The sequence below is a fragment of the Dactylosporangium salmoneum genome, from assembly GCF_039532525.1.
GTDB lineage: Bacteria > Actinomycetota > Actinomycetes > Mycobacteriales > Micromonosporaceae > Dactylosporangium > Dactylosporangium salmoneum.
Genome location: NZ_BAAARV010000093.1, coordinates 1 through 17,595 on the forward strand (window position 1 = coordinate 1; position 17,595 = coordinate 17,595).

Genomic DNA, 17,595 nt, shown 5'->3' on the forward strand with positions numbered 1-17,595 from the left:
CGCGCCGGTGGTCGGCGGCGGCGAGCGGCACCCCAACGGCGCCGGCACCGCGCAGCCCGCCCACGAGCCGCGCCGCCGATGGGACGCCTACCGGGTCGAGCGCCCCGGCCGCGGCCCGCTGTGGATCGCCTGGGCCGAGGGCGACACGTTCGACGGCGAGGACCAGCCCCCGGTCGAGCTGACCCTGCCGTGGGACTCGTCCACGGCCGCGGCGATCGACGCGTTCGGCGCGCCGGTCCCCGTCGAGTGCCGCGTCGGCGTGATCCGCATCGCCGCCTCCGTCACGCCGGTCTTCGTGGGGTAGGGGCCCCGGTAGGAGAGGCCGCGCGGGCACCCGTCACCACATCCACGAACCCGGCAGCGGCCCGAGCGCCTCCCGAAAGCCCCGCCTCAACCGCTCCGGCGCGGACTCCGGTCGGTGCGGCTACCGATGAACTCACCGTACAGCATCGACAAAAACAAGATTATTTATGGTTACAGAACGCGGTCGCCAGGCTACGCGGAGGGTGGCGGTGCCGTCGACTCCCGCACCACCAGGTGCGTGGCCAGCTGCATGTGCGGCGAGTCCGGCGTGCCGCCGCGCGCCAGCGTGTGCAACGTCCGCAGCGCCACCCGGCCCATGTCGGCGATCGGCTGGTGCACGGTCGTCAGCGGCGGCGAGGACAGCTTCGCCGGCTCCACGTCGTCGAAGCCCACGATCGACAGGTCCTGGGGGACCCGCCGGCCCAGCCGCCGGGCCGCCTCGAACACGCCGAACGCCGTCCCGTCGCAGGCGGCGAAGATGGCGGTCGGCGGATCGGGGAGGCGCAGGAGCTCCAGCGCCATCCGGCAGCCCGCCTCCGCCGAGAACCCCCCGTGCACCACCAGCGAGGGGTCGGTCTCGATGCCGGCCATTTCGAGCGCGTTGCGGTACCCGTGCAGCCGCTCCCGCGACGCCGCGATCTGCGCCGGCAGGCCGGCGAACCCGATGCGCCGGTGGCCGAGCGCCACGAGGTGCTCGGTGGCCTGGGTGCCCCCGGCGAAGTTGGTCGAGGCCACGCTGGCCAGGCCCGCGCCCATCGGGCCGGTCAGGTCGACGGAGACCAGGTGCAGGCCGAGCTCCTCCACGGTGCGCACCTGGCGGGCCGTGAGGGCCAGGGACACCACGATCACCCCGAGCCGCCGGCGTGCCGCGGTCCGGCTGAGCCACGCGTCGCTCAGCGGGGTCTCGGCCCCGCCGGCCCGGTCCAGCACGTCGACGACGACCTCGACGTCCAGCTCGCGTGCGGCGGTCAGGATGCCGTTGAGCACCTGCAGGGAGTACATGCTCGTCATCGAGTCGAAGACCACGTCCACGGCGGCGTCGGCCAGCGTGTCGCGGGGGCCGGTGGTGGGCACGTAGCCCAGGGCGGTGATCGTCTCCTCGACCTTGCGCCGCGTGCGGGGGTCGACGTTCGGGCGCTTGTTGAGCACCTTCGATGCGGTCGCCTTGGACACGCCGGCCGCCAGCGCGACGTCCTCCAGGGTGACGCGCTCACTCATGAGCCCTCCCTGAAACTGTTTCGTCGCGTTGACAGCAGAGTAGGTTACCCATACGGTCGTCACAACAGGAAACGCTCGGAAAAAGTTTCAGCGCAGAGGACGACGGATCGTGGCGACTATGACCGAGAGACTCCCGTACCAGGACGCGGCACTGCCGGTCGGGGAGCGGGTCGACGATCTCGTGGGGCGCATGACGCTGGCCGAGAAGGTCGGTCAGATGCTGCAGCTCGACGCCCGCCTCGACCTCGCCGACGCCGTGCTCACCCGCACCGCCGGCTCGCTGCTGCACGCGTCGCCGGCCCGCATCCGCGAGGCGATGGCGATGGTCGAGACGACCCGCCTGCGCATCCCGCTGCTCATGGCCGACGACTGCATCCACGGCCACGCGTTCTGGCCCGGTGCCACGGTGTTCCCGACGCAGCTCGGCATGGCCTGCTCCTGGGACCCGGAGCTGGTCGAGCGGGCCGCCCGGGTGACCGCCACCGAGATCTCCACGACCGGCCTGCACTGGACCTTCTCGCCGGTGCTGTGCGTGGCCCGGGACCTGCGCTGGGGCCGGGTCGACGAGACCTTCGGCGAGGACCCGTTCCTCGTCGGCGAGCTCGGCGCCGCCATGATCCGCGGATACCAGGGCGACGGCCTGGAGGACACCACCGCGGTCCTCGCGACCGCCAAGCACTTCGCCGGCTACTCCGAGACCCAGGGCGGGCGCGACGCCAGCGAGGCCGACCTCACCCCGCGCAAGCTGCGCTCCTGGTTCCTGCCGCCGTTCCAGCGCGCGGTGGAGGCCGGCTGCGCCACGTTCATGCTCGGCTACCAGGCCATCGACGGCGTGCCGGTGACCGCGAACCGCTGGCTGCTCGACGGCGTGCTCAAGCGCGAGTGGGGCTTCCCCGGGACCCTGGTGACCGACTGGGACAACGTCGGGCGCATGGTGTGGGAGCAGAAGGTCTGCGCCGACGACGTCGAGGCGGCCGTGGTGGCCGTCGAGTCGGGCAACGACCTCATCATGACCACCCCCGGCTTCTTCGAGGCCGCCCAGCGCGCCGTGGCCGAGGGGCGCCTCTCCGAGGCGAAGATCGACGCGGCGGTACGGCGCATTCTCCGCCTCAAGTTCGAGCTGGGCCTGTTCGAGAACCCCCGCGGGGCCGACGCCGAGCGCCAGGCCGCGGTCATCGGCTGCGGCCCGCACGAGGCCCTGAACCTCGAGGTGACCCGCCGCTCCCTCGTGCTGCTGCGCAACGACGGCACGCTGCCGCTGCCGGTCGAGGGCGGCCCGCGCCGCATCGCCGTCGTCGGGCCCAACGCCGACGACCCGCACGCCCAGCTCGGCGACTGGGCCGGCGCCTCCGGCCAGGTCGACTGGATGCCGGACGGCCACCCGCGCGAGACGATCAGCACGGTCCTGGACGGCCTGCGCGCCTCCGTGCCCGACGGCTGGGAGGTCACGCACGCCCTCGGCGCCGAGATCGGCAGCCTGCAGCCCGACCCGGAGGGCGACTACTTCCCCGACGGCCAGCCCCGCCCGCCGCTGTTCCAGGCGGCCGCCGCCGACCCGGCCGCGATCGCCGAGGCGGTGGCCCTGGCCGAGGCCAGCGACGTGGTCGTGGCCGTGCTGGGCGACAACGTGGCCCTGATCGGCGAGGGCAAGTCGACCGCCACCCTGGACCTGCAGGGCGGCCAGGAGGCGCTGCTCGACGCGCTGGTAGCCACCGGCAAGCCGGTGATCGTGGTGCTGATCCAGGGCAAGCCGTCGACGCTGCCGGCCTCGGCGTCGAAGGCCGCGGCGATCATCGAGGCCTTCAACCCGGGCATGCAGGGCGGCCGCGCGATCGCCGAGCTGCTGCTGGGGACGATCGAGCCGGCCGGGCGCCTGCCGATCTCGTTCGCCCGCCACGTGGGTCAGCTGCCGGTGTACTACAACCAGATCCGCGGCCAGCACGGCTCCCGTTACGCCGACCTCACCCAGGAGCCGCTCTTCGCGTTCGGGGAGGGCCTGTCGTACTCCACCGTCGAGTACTCCGGCCTGACCGTCGCCGACACCGAAGTCCCCGCGAGCGGCGAGATCCGGGCCACCGTCACCCTGACGAACACCGGCTCCCGCCCGTCGCTGGAGACCGTCCAGGTGTACGTCACCGACCTCGTCACCAGCGTCACGTGGGCCGAGCGCGAGCTGAAGGCGTTCACCCAGGTGCTGGTGGCGCCCGGCGAGCGGGTGGACGTACCGCTGACGCTGCCCGCGGCGAAGTGCACGCTCGTGACGGCCGACAACCGGCGCGTGGTCGAGCCGGGCCGCTTCGAGCTGCTCGTCGGCCGCAGCTCCCGCCCGGCCGACCTGCTGCGCGCCCCCTTCACCATCACCGCCTGAGTCACAGCGGGGCGGCGAGGCGGGCCGCCCCGACCCAGAACTCGCCGTCCGGGTACCGGCCGTCGGGGTACCCGCACGGCTCCCGCGCTCATGCCGACGGCTTGGCGTCCTGCCAGGCCGAGACACGACGGACGATGACGGCCGCGAGGCCCGCGGCGAGGATGCCGGCACCGCCGGTGACCGCCGCGATGAACACGGGGGTGTGCGCCTCGGTCACGCCGTTGGAGCGGGTGGTGCTCTCGGTGTAGGTGATGAAGCTGACCAGCATCGCGATCCACCACGCGTTGACGAGGCGGGTCGAGGTCCACGTGCGGTCGGGCGAGCTGCGGGCATAGATCTCGCCGACGACCCGGTTCGGGATGACGAGGTTTGCCAGCGGGACGAACCAGCCCGGTGGACTACGGCACGGCGAATGCGACAGACGCTAGGCGGGGCGGGCGGCGATGCGGGCGAGGCGCTCGCGGGTCGGCCAGCGCACGTCCCAGGCCCACCCGGCCTTCTCGAAGAGCCAGATCAGCCGGGCCGAGATGTCGATCTGCCCCGGCAGCACCCCGTGCCGGGCCGAGGTCGGGTCCGCGTGGTGCAGGTTGTGCCAGGACTCGCCCATGCTGAGGATGGCGAGGGGCCAGAAGTTGGCCGAGCGGTCGCGCGCCGCGAAGGGGCGTTCGCCGATCATGTGGCAGACCGAGTTCACCGACCAGGTCACGTGGTGCAGCGCCGTCACCCGGACCAGGCCCGCCCAGAAGAAGGCGGTCACCGCGCCCTCCCAGGTCCAGCTGATCAGGCCGCCGAGGACGGCCGGCAGCAGCAGCGTGACGATGGTCAGCGGGCCGAAGAGGCGGTGGACGACGCGCATGTCCCGGTCGGCCAGCAGGTCCGGGGCGAAGCGCTCCTGGTTGGTCAGGTCGCGCTCCAGCACCCAGCCCAGGTGGGCGTGCCAGAAGCCGCGGGCCAGGGCGGCCGGGCTGGTGCCGAACAGCCACGGGGAGTGCGGGTCGCCCTCCTTGTCGGAGAAGGCGTGGTGGCGGCGGTGGTCGGCCACCCAATGCAGGATCGGCCCCTGCACGGCCATGCTGCCGACGACGGCCAGGGCGATGCGCAGCGCGCGCTTGGCCTTGAAGGCGCCGTGGGTGAAGTACCGGTGGAAGCCCACCGTCGCCCCGAGGCACGTCACGGTGTAGAAGACGGCCGCCAGGATGACGTCCAGCCAGGCCAGCCCCCAGCCCCAGGCGATCGGGACGGCGGCGATCAGGGCCAGGAACGGGATGATGACGAACGCGTAGACCGCGACGTGCGCGGGGATGGGGCGCTTGCGGCCGAGGATGGGCTTCACCGCCGTGGTCATGGCCGGACCGTAGACGGCGGTCATGGCTGGCATCCCGCGGGAAGGATGCCAGCCCACGACGTTCAGATGACGTGATTGGCGACGAACAGCCCGTCCGGGTCGGCGGCGCGGCGCACGTCCTGCAGGCGGCGCCAGGTGGCCGGGTCGAACGCCCGCGAGGTGTCGACCTTCGTCTCGGCGAAGTTGAGGTACTCCCGCCCGTTCGCCCACGGCCGGAGCGCCTCGACCACGCGGCGGGTGTCCGCGTGCGACGCCGCGGCCATCTCCGGGGTGGCGGCGATGCCGCAGGTGAACAGCGCGAACGTGGCGTCCAGGCGGGGCAGCGCGCCGTGGCGCGGCGCGGGCCGGCCCAGCGCCCCGCCGAGCTGGCGCAGCTCCGCGGCGACGAGCAGCGAGGTGCCGGAGCCGGGGCCGGCCGCGCCGAGCAGCGCGTCGAAGGCGGCGCCGTCGAGGTCGCCGAGCATGGCCGCGGCGCCGACCGCCGGCGTGGGGCCCTCGGGGTCCATGTGCAGGCGGGACAGCGACGGCGCCGGCACGTCGGCGAACGTGTCCATCTCCGGCTTGAGCGCGCGCAGCGGGGCGAGCACGGCCGGGTCGCCCAGCACCGCGCCGTCGACGACGAGCAGCTGCCGGTTGCGGAAGACCTCGGGGATCTGCGGCATCGGCGGGATCTGCAGCAGCCGGGCCGCGGTGGTGACGTGGTCGGGGGCGGCGACGGCCCACTCGGCCCAGGCCGGCAGCACCCGGGCCGCCTCGCGCCAGTCCCAGACCAGCCAGCCGGCGTGGGCGGTGGCGATCGGGAAGAGGTCGAACTCGACCGCGGTGACGACGCCGAAGTTGCCGCCGCCGCCGCGCAGGGCCCAGAACAGGTCCGCCTCGGTGTCGGCGGTGGCCCGCACCAGCTCCCCGCCGGCGGTGACCAGCTCGATCGCGGTCAGGCTGTTGGTCTGCAGGCCGTGCTGCCGGGCGTACCACCCGATGCCGCCGCCGAGGGAGTAGCCGACGACGCCGACGTCGGGGGAGGAGCCGTGCAGGGCGGCGAGGCCGTGCGGGGCGGTCTGCTCGACGACGTCGATCCACAGCGCGCCGGCCTCGGCCCGGGCGGTACGCCGCGCCGGGTCGACGGTGACGGCGGTCATCGCGGACGTGCGCAGCAGCACGACGTCGTCCAGGGGCCCGAGCGGGCCGGCGTTGTGGCCGGTGCCCTGGGGCGCGACCCGCAGGCCGGCGGCCCGGGCGGCCCGGACCACCTCGGCCACCTCGGCGGCGTCGGCCGGGAAGGCCACGGCGGCCGGGCGCTGGTCGACGGCGACGTTCCAGGGCATGCGGGCGGTGTCGTAGCCGGGGTCGCCGGGAAGGTGGATCGCGCCGCCGCACAGGCCGCGCAGGGAGTTCGCAATGGTGGTCATGGCGAACACGGTGCGGCCGGGCGGTTGGACCGCACTTGCGGCCGACCTGAGGCCGACGTGAGCCGAAGTGTCAGCCGGTTGTCTGTTTGCGGCGGATCGCGGCGAGGGTGTCACGCACCGTGCCCGGGGTCAGGAACAGCTGCTGGGCGATCTCCCGCTCGTCGGCCCCGCCCTCGGCCAGGTTGAGCATCCGCCGCTCGCCGGTGGTGAGCTGGACCGGCGGCTCGGCCGGCACGTCCTCGCCGCGGGCGCTCAGCGCGGCGGCGACGTCGGCCCGAAGGCCCAGCGCCCCGCACTCCTCGGCCAGCTTGAGCGCCTCCCGCAGCAGGTCGACAGGGTCGTCGACGACCCGGCCGAGGGCGAACAGGGCCCGGGTGTACTCCAGCCGCGCCTCCGTCGCGCCGAGCAGCTCCACCGCCTCGCGCAGCCGGTCCTCGTCGGCGGCGAGCTCCCCGGCCAGGCGCAGCGCCTGCCCGACGGCCCGGCGGCTGCCCCACACCCGCATCGCGGCGAGGTCCTCCTCGGCCGCCGCGAGGGCCTCGGCGCCGCGCCCGAGCGCGGCCAGGGTCCGGGCGCGCAGGCTGCGCTCCTCGAACCACTGGGGGTTGCCGGCCGGCGGCGCGGCCGGCAGCAGGGCGAGCGCCTCGGCGAGCCGTCCCTCGGCCACGAGCAGCGCGGCGTGGGCCTGCGAGACCAGCCGCACCCCGTCGCCGACCCGCGGCCGGTCCCGGTGGGTGTCGTAGAAGGCGCGGGCCTCGGCCAGGCGGCCCTGGTCGACGAGGACCCGGATGAGGCACGCCTCGCCGTAGGAGATGCCCAGCGCCGGCACGCCGCCCCAGGCGAGGTTCTGCTCGTTGGCCGCGGCGAGCCGGTGCGCGGCCTCGGGCAGGTCGCCGCGCTGCCACTCCCGCCAGCCGGACCACAGGTGGGCGGCGAGGACCGTGAACAGCGAGCCGCGGGTGTGCCCGAGTGCCAGCGCGTCGTCCCAGAGCGTGCCGGAGCCGGCGTCCGCGGCCTCGAGGACCACGCCGGCGATCACCCAGAACAGGCCCGGGTCGCCGTCGAGCAGGACGCCGCCGTCCAGCGCGAACCGGGCCAGCCGGACCGCCTCGTCGCGCTGTTCGCCGCGGGCCATCAGCTCCCACGAGCGGTTCGCGGCGAGCATCCGGGCCCCGAGGCCGTCGCCGGCGATCTCGGTGTCGAAGCCGCCGGAGACGAAGGCGTCGCCGCTGTACATGTACGCCGCCATCCGCTCCAGCGCGGCCATGGCCTGCCGCTCGTCGGCGAACTGCGGGGCGAGGCGCCCGGAGGCCCGCCGGGCGAACGCCGGGGCGTTGCCCTCCGGCCCGGCGAAGATCAGCGTGTGCAGCAGCATCCGGGCGACCGCCGCGAACGTGGCCGGGTCGGCCGCCGGGTCGTCGTAGGCGGCCCGCAGGTGGGCGATCGCGGTGGGCCCGTCGCGGAGCGTCTCGACCTGGCCGAGGGCGAGCAGCACGGCGGGGCGCAGCGCGGGCTCCGGCGGCTCGGCGAGGGCCCGGCGCAGGTATGCGGCGGCCCCGTCCGGCGCGCCCCGGCGCACCGCCGTGCCGGCCGCGGCCCGCAGCACCTCGACCACCCAGGCCTCGCCGCGCTCGGGCATCTGCAGCAGGTGGGCGGCGATCTGCTCGGCTGCGGCCCCGGCGGCGGCCAGCGCCCGGGCCGCCCGCTCGTGCTGCAGCTGCCGCTCGCCGGGCGGCAGGTCCTGGTAGACGGCGTCGCGGACCAGCGGGTGGACGAAGGCGACGGGGTACTCGTGCCGGACCACCTCGGCCCGGGCGAGCGCGGCCACGGCCTGGGCGGCGGCCGGCTCGCCGACCCCGGCCAGCGCGGCGATGGTCGGCAGCCCGGCCCCGTCGCCGAGCACCGCGACGGCCCGGGCGACGGCGGTGCTGTCGGCCGGCATGCGGCGCAGCCGGAACAGCACCATGCTCGACACGGCCCGGGAGCCGACCGCGGTCACCGTCCCGGCGTGCGCGGCGGTCGGCCGGACCCCGCTGGCGTCCAGGGCCCGCAGCAGCTGGCGCAGCAGCAGCGGGTTGCCGGAGGTGGTGCGGTGGCAGGCGGCGACGAACCCGTCCTCGGCCGGCACGCCGAGGCCCTCGCGGACCAGGCCGGCGACCCCGGCGACGCTGAGCGGCCCGGGGCGGATCGCCGTCGTGGCGGGGTCCAGCTGCAGCTCGGCCAGCAGCGCCTCGTCGTCGTACTGCTCGCCGGTGCGCAGGGTCGCGACGACTAGCACGGGCATGCCCTCGAGGCGCCGCACGAGGTACGCCAGGAACCGCAGCGACCCCGTGTCGCACCACTGCAGGTCGTCGACGACGATCGTGAGGGGGCGGGCCGAGGCGGCGTTGGCGGTGAGCCAGTACAGACCGTGCAGGGCGGCGAAGGTGTGATCGCCGCGGCCCTGCGCCTCCCCGGTCAGGTCGAACACGGCCGTCGCCGACGCCGCCGCCCCGGACAGCAGCCGCTCCCGGGCCGCCGGGTCGGTGAGCGGCGCCTCGAACAGCTGCCGGGCCACGCCGAAGCCGAACTCCTTCTCCAGCTGGCTGCCGCGGGCGGTGAGCACGAGCGCCCCGCGCGCGCCGGCGATGCGGCGGGCCTCGGTGAGCAGGCGGCTCTTGCCGATCCCGGCCGGGCCCTCGATCATCACCAGGCGCGCGAGCCCGGCGAAGGCGTCCTCGGCCGCGTCGCGGAGCGCGGCGACCTCGCGCTCGCGGTCGACGAGCTGTTCCCGACCCCGTGATCCGGCATCGGTACCGCCCGGAGCCCGCCCGCCCGCACCGGTTTCCGGCGCCGGCTCCGCCCGCTCTCGTGCCGGATGAGCACCGGTTTGCGGGCCTTCGGCGGGATTTGCCGCCCCGCTAAATGCTGATATGTCCGAAAAATCTGGCGCTTGCGCCGGATTTTTCGTGACCGCGACCGCTTCGGGGGATACGGCGTTCAGGGTGGGGGACTGGGCCAGGACCTCGGCCTCCAGGGCGCGCAGGGCCGGTCCCGGGTCCACGCCGAGCTGGTCCGACAGCGTCTGCCGGGCCCGCCGCAGCGCGCCGAGGGCGTCCCCCTGCCGGTGCGCCCGGTACAGCGCCACGACCAGCAGCCGCCACCGCTTCTCCCGCAGCGGCTGGTCGGCGACGAGCGCCTCCAGCTCCGGCACGAGCACCGCGCTCTCGCCCAGGGCCAGGCGGGCGGCCAGGACCTCCTCGCGGGCCACCTCGCGCAGCTCGCCCAGCCGGGCCGCCTCGGCCTGCGCCCAGGGCTCGTCGGCGTACTCCGCGTACGCCGGGCCCTGCCACAGGCGCAGCGCGCCATCGAGCAGGTCGCGCTGTTCGGCGTACGACCGCAGCCGCAACGCGCCGTGGACGAGGGCGTCGAAGCGCCAGGCGTCGACCGCCTCCTCGTCGAGGACGATGGCGTAGCCGGGCGGGCGGCTGGCGATGACGTTGCCGCGCGACCGCGCGGTGCCGCCGGGCTCGAGGCGGCGGCGCAGGTGCGAGATGTAGGCCTGCAGGGCCCCGGCGGCGCTGACCGGCTGGTGGTCGCCCCACACGCAGTCGACGAGCCGGTCGGTGGGCACGATGTCGCCGCGGTTGAGCACGAGCACGGCGAGGACCGCGCGCTGGCGGCGTCCGCCGAGGTCGACGGGCTCGCCGCGCAGCGTCGCGGTCAGGTCGCCGAGCACGCTGACCGACAGCTCCACCCGGCACGCTCCCTGCTCGAACTCGCCTCGAGCAGACAAGTTACCGCGTGCGCGACCTACAGGTAGACGTCCAAACGGCCGGTGAAGAGACTCTGGGTCTGCAGCCGCTGCTGCTGGATGGCGTCGAAGTTCGCCCGGGCGTCCTCGGCCCGCTGCCGCAGCTGGGCCTCCAGGTCCAGCTGCTGCTGGATGCGCTGCTGGTCGTCGAGGCGCTGCTGCTGCTGCAGCCGCTGGTCCTCGAGGCGCCGCTGTTGCAGCTGGTACTGCTGGTCGTCGTACTGCTGCTGGTCATCCCGCTGGACGAGGGCCTGCTGGTCGGTCCGCTGCCGGTCGAGGCGCTGCAGGTCGTCGGTGCGCTGCTGGTCCAGTCGCTGGTCGGCCAGGCGCTGGTCGTCGAGCCGCTGCTGCTGCAGCCGCTGCTGCTCGAGGCGCTGCTGGTCGAGGCTCTGCTGCATGTCCCGCGAGGTGGGGGCGCCGGCCGAGGTCGCCGTGGCCGCGCTGGTGCCGGCGGCGTTGGTGACGGTCGTGGTCGTGGCGGCCGGCGCTATCGGCGTGATCGACATCGCATACCCCGATTACTCTCCGTTTGAGATTGCTTACGTCAAGTTACCACGCTGTCGCCCTCCGCCAGTGCCGCAAGGTTGAGCAACTGCCGCCGCATCATGACCAGGTCGCCGGCGGCGAGGAGGGGCCTTGTGGCCCGCTCCAGCTGCCCGCGGGGCGGCGGAAGGTGCAGCTTGGCCACCAGCCGGCAGCGGTCCGGGCCCAGGTCCCGGATCGCGTACGTGATCAGGATGTCGCCGAAGATCCACCGCGCGCCCGGCGTGGCCATCCGGAACGTGAGCTGCTCGCCGGGCTCGAAGGCGACCAGGTCGAAGATCGTCATCCAGCGCTGCCCGGTGGCCAGGTCGTCCACGCCCGGGGTCAGCCCGCGCGGGCTGCGCCGGCCGCCGTTGTCGATCCAGTCGTAGCTGTACGGCGCGACGCGCAGCTGGCAGAGCCGGCGAAACGCGGCCGGGGCGCCCGTGCGCACCTCAACCGCCCGCAGCCAGCCCTCGCGGCCGGGCGTCACCCGGTCCCCGCCGAAGTCGAGCCCGGCGTCCCCGGGCCGGGCCCCCCACACTTTTAGAGACATGTCTCTAAAACTAGCACTGCCGTCTCCGCCGCGAGGTCCTCGGCCCTGGCCGGGATCCCGCCGCCGGCCCGCAGATGCCGCCTGACCAGCGCCGCGGGCAGGTCGACCAGGGCGAGCACCACCTTGTCGAAGTCGCCGCCGAGCGCCCGCAGCGCGGCGATCACTGCGCCGTTCATCCGGTCGAGCGAGGCCCGGTCCTCCTCGCTCCAGGCGTCCCGGTCGAAGTCGGCGGCGCCGTACAACAGGATCCGCCCCTCCCCGGGATGCTGCCGGCACCAGGCGACGACGTGCCGGGCCGCCTCCGCGGGCGCCCCGGCGGCCAGCGCGGCCAGGAACCCCGCCTGGAACCGCGCCACCGTGCGCAGCCACAGCGCCGCCGCGAGGGCCGGCCGCCCGGCGAAGCGGTGGTACACCGAGCCGCTCGGCCCGCCGGCCTCCCGGGCCACGGCGGCGACGGTGAGCGCGCGCGGGCCGCCCGTCTCGACCAGCCGCACGGCGGCGTCGAGCAGGCTGTCCGTGTCGTGGCGCGCGGGCCGTCCCATGGGCCCAACCTAACCGCCTAGGCTGGACGGAGGTCTGGCAGAGACGCCGGTCACGTTCTGGAATCGTTGCTGCACGCTTCGGTTGACTCGTAATGTCACGGCGGCAGTCCGACGGAGAGGCTCACCCATGTCCAGCGGCACGGTCCTGCAGGAACCCGACAACCGATACGCCCCACCGGCGACGGTGGTCATCTTCGGCGCGTCGGGCGACCTGACCCGCCGCAAGCTGATCCCGGCGATCGAGAGCCTGGCCCGGCACAACCGGCTGACCGAGCGGTTCGCGGTCGTCGGCGTGGCCCGCACCCCGATGGACGACGAGCAGTTCATCCACGCCGTCCTCGGCGACCGGGGCCTGGCCGGCATGCCGCAGCTGGCCGGCGCCGTGCGCTACATCGCCGGCGGCTACGACGACCCCGAGACCTACAAGCGCCTCGCCGCCGTCCTCGACGAGCTCGACCAGCAGCGCGGCACCTCCGGCAACCGGGTCTTCTACCTCTCGACCCCCGCCGAGGCCTTCCCGCTGGTCATCAACGGCCTCGCCGGGGCCGGGCTGCACCAGGCCCACGAGGGCTCCTTCTCCCGCCTGGTCATCGAGAAGCCGTACGGCCACGACGAGGGCAGCGCCAAGCAGCTGGACCAGACCGTGCACGCCGCCTTCGACGAGTCGCAGGTCTTCCGCATCGACCACTACCTGGGCAAGGACACCGTCCAGAACGTCCTGGCCCTGCGCTTCGCCAACTCCATCTTCCAGCCCATCTGGAACCGCACCTGGGTCGACCACGTCCAGATCACCGTCGCCGAGACGCTCGGCGTCGGCACCCGCGGCAGCTTCTACGAGCACGCCGGCGCGATGCGCGACATCGTGCAGAACCACGTGCTGCAGGTCCTCGCCCTGGCCCTGATGGAGCCCCCGGCGTCGTTCTCGGCCGAGGCCGTGCGCAACGAGAAGGTCAAGCTCCTGCAGGCCATCCGCCTCCCGCGCGGCCGCGACATCGACGACATCGCCGTGCGCGGCCAGTACACCCGCGGCGGCACCCGCGAGGAGCTGATGCCCGGCTACCGCGAGGAGCCCGGTGTCGACCCGCTGTCGCGCACGGAGACGTACGCCGCGCTGCGCCTGGACGTCGACAACTGGCGCTGGGCCGGCGTGCCGTTCTACGTGCGCACCGGCAAGCGCCTGCCGAGCCGCGTGACCGAGGTCGCCCTGCAGTTCCAGCGCCCGCCGCACCTGCCGATCCCGGACTCGCAGCTGACCGAGCTCCAGCCGGACGCCCTGATCCTGCGCATCCAGCCCGACGAGGGCATCGCCCTGCGCTTCGGCGCCAAGGTTCCCGGCCACTCCTTCCGGGTCCGCTCGGCGAGCATGGACTTCTCCTACGACAAGACCTTCCGCGAGGAGTCCCCGGAGGCCTACGAGCGCCTCCTGCTCGACGCCCTGATCGGCGACACGACGCTGTTCATCCGCTCCGACGAGGTCGAGCAGTGCTGGCGCATCGTCGACCCGATCATCGAGCGCTGGGCCGAGGACACCAGCCCCATCCCCACCTACGAGGCCGCCTCGTGGGGCCCGACCGACGCCAACCGCCTGATCGAGCGCAGCGGCCGGGCCTGGCGCAACACGGTCGCCTGACCGTCCTGCGGATCGGCGGGACCCGGGTCTTGTGCTGCGACAGGGCCCGGGTCCGCGGCGTTCGGCCGCCCGGCTGCGGTCATCGGCCGGCCAGGCGGGGCAGGACCTCGGCGGCGGCGCGGCGCTCCACGGCCAGGTTGGCCGCGTCGCTGGACTTCGGGGTGGCGTACACGTCCACGTCCCGGCCGTCCTCCCAGACGAACAGGTGCCCGCTGAGCGAGTAGGCGGCGGCGCCCACCCCGGCCACCGACGTGGCCTGCCGGTTGCGGATGTCGAAGTTCTCCCTGGTCTCCAGGCTCACGGTGATGGTGAGCTGGCCCTGGGACAGCTGCCACTGGCAGTAGCGCGAGGTCGGCGAGTTGCCGCCGTCGTCGGTCATCAGCGTCACCTGCTCGCCGGTCAGGCCGGTCACCTCGGCCTTCGTCAGCAGCTTGCAGATGTCGGGGAGCGGGGCCGGCGCGTGGGAAGGCGACGCGGCGGCGGACGCGTGCGACGGCGCCGGCGCGGCGGCGGACGCGGCGGCGGACGCAGTGGTGGGCGCGGCGGAGGGCGCCGGCGCGGAGACGGTCGTGGCACCGCGAGCGCATCCGGTCAGCGCGAGCGCGGCGAGGACGGGGGCAAGGTATCTCGGCTGCATGCACCGACGGTGCGCCACCGCCGGGCCCGGCGGCGGCGGAACCGGCCGACGTGGCACGGTTCCGGTAGCTCGCGCGGCTACAGGGCGACGAACTGCAGGCCCCGGGCCTGCAGCGCCGGGATGACGGTGCTCAGGGCGGCGCAGGTCTGCGAGCGGTCGCCGCCGCCGTCGTGGCAGAGCAGGATGTCGCCCGGGCGGGCGGCCAGCAGCCGCTGGGCGATCGCGCCGGTGCCCGGCTTGGTCCAGTCGCGCGGGTCGTCGTCCCAGTTCACCGGGGTCATCCGGGCGTGCGCGGCGGCGGCGAACACCGCGGGCGACACGGCGCCGCCGGGCGAGCGGAAGACCGTGGGCACGTGGCCGGTGGTGTCGTAGATCTTCTCCTGGGCCCGTTCGATCTCCTGCTGGACCTTCTCCGGCGGCAGGCTTGCGATCCCGGCCGGATGGCTCCACGTGTGGTTGGCGACCTGGTGACCGGCGGCGACCACGCTGCGGGCCACCCCCTCGTGGCCGAGCACCTGGTTGCCGATGAGGCAGAACATCGCCGGCACGTGGTAGCGCTCCAGCAGGTTGAGCACCTTCGGCGTCCACATCGGATGCGGGCCGTCGTCGATCGTCAGCGCCACGGCGTTGGGCGGGAACTCCGGGCCGGGCACGGCCTTGCGGTACTCCGCGAGCGTGAACACCGGCCGCGTGAGGGGCGCCATCGGCGGGGCCTCGGGCGGCGGCGGTGGTGGCGTCGAAGAGGACGACGGCGCGGGCCGCGGGCTTGTTCTCAGCAGCGCCGGCGTGGCGCGCACCACGGAGTCGCCCGCGACCAGGGCGGCCCCGCCGACGACCAGGCCGGCGCTGAGCAGTCGTCGGCGCGAGAGGGCGCGGGTCATGTAGGGCACCTCCTAGTCCCAGCGGACGGCGTTGTCCTCGCTGAGGGTACCGGGACGATCGAGCACCACGCAGAAGACCAGACCGGCAGGGTCCCGCATGACCTGCCAGTTTTTCGCCCGCTCCAGCCGCGTGGCGCCGAGCGCCTCCAGGCGGGCCACCTCGGCGTCCAGGTCGTCGGTGTGGAAGTCGAGGTGGACGCGGGGCGGGCCGTCGCCGAGGCCCTGGGCCAGCAGCAGCATGTCGTGGGTCGGCAGCTTGGCCCCGTGGAACTCGGGGTACTGCGGCACGAGCTCGAGCTGGGTGCCGGCCGCACCCGACCAGAAGGCCACCGTGGCCTCGTGGTCCGGGCGCGGTGCGTCGATCACGATCGCGTAGAGCCTGCTGAAGTGCGTCACGACAGCAGTTTTACCAGCAGGTGCCTGGTTCATGACCCGTTGGTTGTGCCCGGCCCGTTGATCTCGGACGATGCTTGCATGAGCACCGACGACCTCCCGGCGGCGGCGCCCGCCCACGCCCCCGACTTCGACGGCGCCGACTTCGGCCGCATCGACGACCACATCGGCGACGAGCTGACCGACGATGCCCTGGATTTCGATGACGTCGAGGCCGCGGAACTCGGCCTGGCCCGCGACATCTCGCTGTAGCCGTTTGGGCCCGTACGACCCCGGGCGTTCGAACGTATGTTCGAGTATCGTGGTGGTGTCTTCGGTCGTTGCCTGAGGTGGGGGTGGTGACGATGCACCTGATCGATCCGCTCGGCTATGCGGTTCGCCTCGACTGGCCCTCGGCGGACCACGGGGCCAGTCACGAGTTCACGCAGTTCACGACGAGCCTGGACCGGGCGCTGCGCCGGGCCGCGAGCACCCGGCGGTTCTGGTCCATGGGGCCGCTGCGGCCCCTCGCGGTCACGGTCGTGCCGATCGGCCGCGGCGCCTACCGCGCCCACGCCCGGGACTGCACGTCCCGCCGCTGCCCGACGACCGCCCCGCTGCTGGGCCTGGAGGCGGACGCCGGGACGTCGCTGCTGCGCTGACGGCCGGGGCATCCGGCCGGCAAGGCATGGGTGGTTGCCACCGAATTGGGGGGAAACCCCGGAGGTGCGGTTCGCGGCCCGCCTGCAATCGTCGATGCTTGTCGTCGTCTATCGGGGGGTCGTGATGGCCAAGGCTGGTCAAGCTGGGCGAGCACTGGTCGCCCTGGCCATCGCGCTGGTGGCGGCCGTCTCCGTCGCAGCGTGCGGATCGCCGTCGAACAATGCCGAGCCGACCGGCGCTGCCTCCGGCGGGTCCGACCCGCATGCCGGGCATGTCTCGGCACCGCCCGCCGCCCCGCTTCGCGCCGGCGAGCGCTTCCAGGCGCTGAGCATGCCGGCCGCCTACACGCCGCAGGCGCCGAACGGCGGCACCGACGAGTACCGCTGCTTCCTGATCGATCCGAAGCTCACCCGGACGGCGTACCTGACCGGGAGTCAGTTCCTGCCGCAGAACGCCGCCATCGTGCACCACGCGATCTTCTTCCGGATCGCCCCGGAGGCCGCCGACCAGGCGCGCAAGCTCGACGCGGACTCGCCGGGCGAAGGCTGGACGTGCTTCGGCGACTCGGGCGTGCGCGGCGACGCCTGGGTCGCGTCGTGGGCCCCCGGCGCCAACGAGACGCTGCTCGCGCCGAACCTCGGCTACCCGATGCCGCCCGGCAGCATGATGGTGATGCAGGTCCACTACAACCTGCTCGCCACCGGCGGTCGGCCCGGCGGCTCGGACCAGTCGAGCATCCGGCTGCGCCTCAACGACGACACCGCGATGACCCCGCTCCGGACCAGCCTGCTGCCCGCGCCGATCGAGCTGCCCTGCGCCGCGAGCGAGTCGGGCCCGCTGTGCGACCGCACGGCCGCCGTGGCCGACGTCGGCAAGCGTTTCGGCGCCGACATCGGCGGCATGGAGGACGAGCTGGTCGAGCAGTGCTACAAAGGGAGCCCGCCGGTGGCCGGCGTCACGCAGCACTGCGACCACCCGGTTCCGCAGGCCGCCACGGTCTATGCGGTCGCCGGGCACATGCACCTGCTCGGCCGCTCCATCAAGATCGAGCTGAATCCGGGCACGGCCGGCGCCAGGACGCTGCTCGACGTGCCCAACTACAACTTCGACGACCAGGCGATCCACCCGCTCGACCCGCCGGTCGCGCTGCACCCGGGCGACACGCTGCGGGTGACCTGCACGCACGACGCCGGGCTGCGCGGACTCCTGCCACAGCTCAAGGGCACCGCGCCGCGCTACGTGGTCTGGGGCGACGGCACCAGTGACGAGATGTGCCTCGGCCTGGTGGTGATGACCGCGGCGAGCCGCGGCAACTGACGCACGGCGCCGCACACGCTGACGCGTCGTCAGCGTGTG

17 protein-coding genes are annotated in these 17,595 nt (G+C 74.1%); 6 read left to right on the forward strand and 11 right to left on the reverse strand.

Annotated features, from left to right (window positions below):
- Positions 1–304: hypothetical protein (locus tag ABD352_RS45835; RefSeq protein WP_344618912.1), on the forward strand; the 304-nt coding region annotated here is incomplete at its 5' end.
- 191 nt (positions 305–495) lie between these two features.
- Here the strand turns inward: ABD352_RS45835 and ABD352_RS45840 are convergent.
- Positions 496–1,521 (reverse strand): LacI family DNA-binding transcriptional regulator, encoded by a 1,026-nt coding sequence (locus tag ABD352_RS45840; protein WP_344618913.1) that lies wholly within the window; start codon positions 1,519–1,521, stop codon positions 496–498.
- A gap of 118 nt (positions 1,522–1,639) precedes the next feature.
- Between ABD352_RS45840 and ABD352_RS45845 the strand changes: the two genes are divergently transcribed.
- Positions 1,640–3,889: an exo-beta-d-1,3/1,6-glucosidase gene (locus ABD352_RS45845; protein ID WP_344618914.1), complete on the forward strand. Its 2,250-nt coding sequence runs from the start codon at positions 1,640–1,642 to the stop codon at positions 3,887–3,889.
- A gap of 88 nt (positions 3,890–3,977) precedes the next feature.
- Here ABD352_RS45845 and ABD352_RS45850 read toward each other — a convergent pair whose 3' ends face one another.
- From ABD352_RS45850 to ABD352_RS45880, 7 genes are all read right to left on the reverse strand, one after another.
- Complete coding sequence (locus ABD352_RS45850; protein ID WP_344619069.1) at positions 3,978–4,310, reverse strand: DUF4328 domain-containing protein; 333 nt, start codon at positions 4,308–4,310, stop codon at positions 3,978–3,980.
- A 3-nt stretch (positions 4,311–4,313) separates the two neighbouring features.
- Positions 4,314–5,234, reverse strand: a complete 921-nt coding sequence (locus tag ABD352_RS45855; protein ID WP_344618915.1) for an acyl-CoA desaturase — start codon at positions 5,232–5,234, stop codon at positions 4,314–4,316.
- A gap of 62 nt (positions 5,235–5,296) precedes the next feature.
- The gene (locus ABD352_RS45860) at positions 5,297–6,643 is read right to left on the reverse strand and encodes an FAD-binding oxidoreductase (RefSeq protein WP_344618916.1); all 1,347 of its coding nucleotides are present in this window, start codon (positions 6,641–6,643) and stop codon (positions 5,297–5,299) included.
- Between the two features lie 70 nt (positions 6,644–6,713).
- Positions 6,714–10,379: an ATP-binding protein gene (locus tag ABD352_RS45865; protein ID WP_344618917.1), complete on the reverse strand. Its 3,666-nt coding sequence runs from the start codon at positions 10,377–10,379 to the stop codon at positions 6,714–6,716.
- Between the two features lie 56 nt (positions 10,380–10,435).
- A complete protein-coding gene (locus ABD352_RS45870) occupies positions 10,436–10,942 on the reverse strand; it encodes a hypothetical protein (protein WP_344618918.1) in 507 nt (168 codons plus the stop codon).
- Positions 10,943–10,980: 38 nt separating this feature from the next.
- Positions 10,981–11,514, reverse strand: a complete 534-nt coding sequence (locus tag ABD352_RS45875; RefSeq protein ID WP_344618919.1) for a hypothetical protein — start codon at positions 11,512–11,514, stop codon at positions 10,981–10,983.
- The gene (locus ABD352_RS45880; RefSeq protein WP_344618920.1) at positions 11,505–12,056 is read right to left on the reverse strand and encodes a TetR/AcrR family transcriptional regulator; all 552 of its coding nucleotides are present in this window, start codon (positions 12,054–12,056) and stop codon (positions 11,505–11,507) included. The genes ABD352_RS45875 and ABD352_RS45880 overlap by 10 nt, the downstream gene beginning before the upstream one ends.
- 127 nt (positions 12,057–12,183) lie before the next feature.
- Here ABD352_RS45880 and zwf point away from each other — a divergent pair, with 127 nt between their 5' ends.
- The gene (zwf, locus tag ABD352_RS45885; RefSeq protein ID WP_344618921.1) at positions 12,184–13,686 is read left to right on the forward strand and encodes a glucose-6-phosphate dehydrogenase; all 1,503 of its coding nucleotides are present in this window, start codon (positions 12,184–12,186) and stop codon (positions 13,684–13,686) included.
- 79 nt (positions 13,687–13,765) lie between these two features.
- On the opposite strand, the gene ABD352_RS45890 is transcribed toward zwf, so the two are convergent.
- The 3 genes from ABD352_RS45890 to ABD352_RS45900 all read right to left on the reverse strand — a co-directional run bounded on the left by ABD352_RS45890 (position 13,766) and on the right by ABD352_RS45900 (position 15,600).
- On the reverse strand, positions 13,766–14,323 hold the full coding sequence (locus tag ABD352_RS45890; protein WP_344618922.1) for a DUF3558 family protein: 558 nt from the start codon (positions 14,321–14,323) through the stop codon (positions 13,766–13,768).
- A 77-nt stretch (positions 14,324–14,400) separates the two neighbouring features.
- Positions 14,401–15,204, reverse strand: a complete 804-nt coding sequence (locus ABD352_RS45895) for a polysaccharide deacetylase family protein (protein ID WP_344618923.1) — start codon at positions 15,202–15,204, stop codon at positions 14,401–14,403.
- A 12-nt stretch (positions 15,205–15,216) separates the two neighbouring features.
- Positions 15,217–15,600 (reverse strand): VOC family protein, encoded by a 384-nt coding sequence (locus ABD352_RS45900; protein ID WP_344618924.1) that lies wholly within the window; start codon positions 15,598–15,600, stop codon positions 15,217–15,219.
- Positions 15,601–15,678: 78 nt separating this feature from the next.
- Here ABD352_RS45900 and ABD352_RS45905 point away from each other — a divergent pair, with 78 nt between their 5' ends.
- The 3 genes from ABD352_RS45905 to ABD352_RS45915 all read left to right on the forward strand — a co-directional run bounded on the left by ABD352_RS45905 (position 15,679) and on the right by ABD352_RS45915 (position 17,556).
- Positions 15,679–15,849: a hypothetical protein gene (locus tag ABD352_RS45905; protein WP_344618925.1), complete on the forward strand. Its 171-nt coding sequence runs from the start codon at positions 15,679–15,681 to the stop codon at positions 15,847–15,849.
- 86 nt (positions 15,850–15,935) lie between these two features.
- Positions 15,936–16,238, forward strand: coding sequence for a hypothetical protein (locus ABD352_RS45910; protein WP_344618926.1), 303 nt, complete (start codon positions 15,936–15,938; stop codon positions 16,236–16,238).
- A gap of 124 nt (positions 16,239–16,362) precedes the next feature.
- Complete coding sequence (locus ABD352_RS45915; protein ID WP_344619070.1) at positions 16,363–17,556, forward strand: monooxygenase; 1,194 nt, start codon at positions 16,363–16,365, stop codon at positions 17,554–17,556.
- The last annotated feature ends 39 nt before the right edge of the window (positions 17,557–17,595 follow it).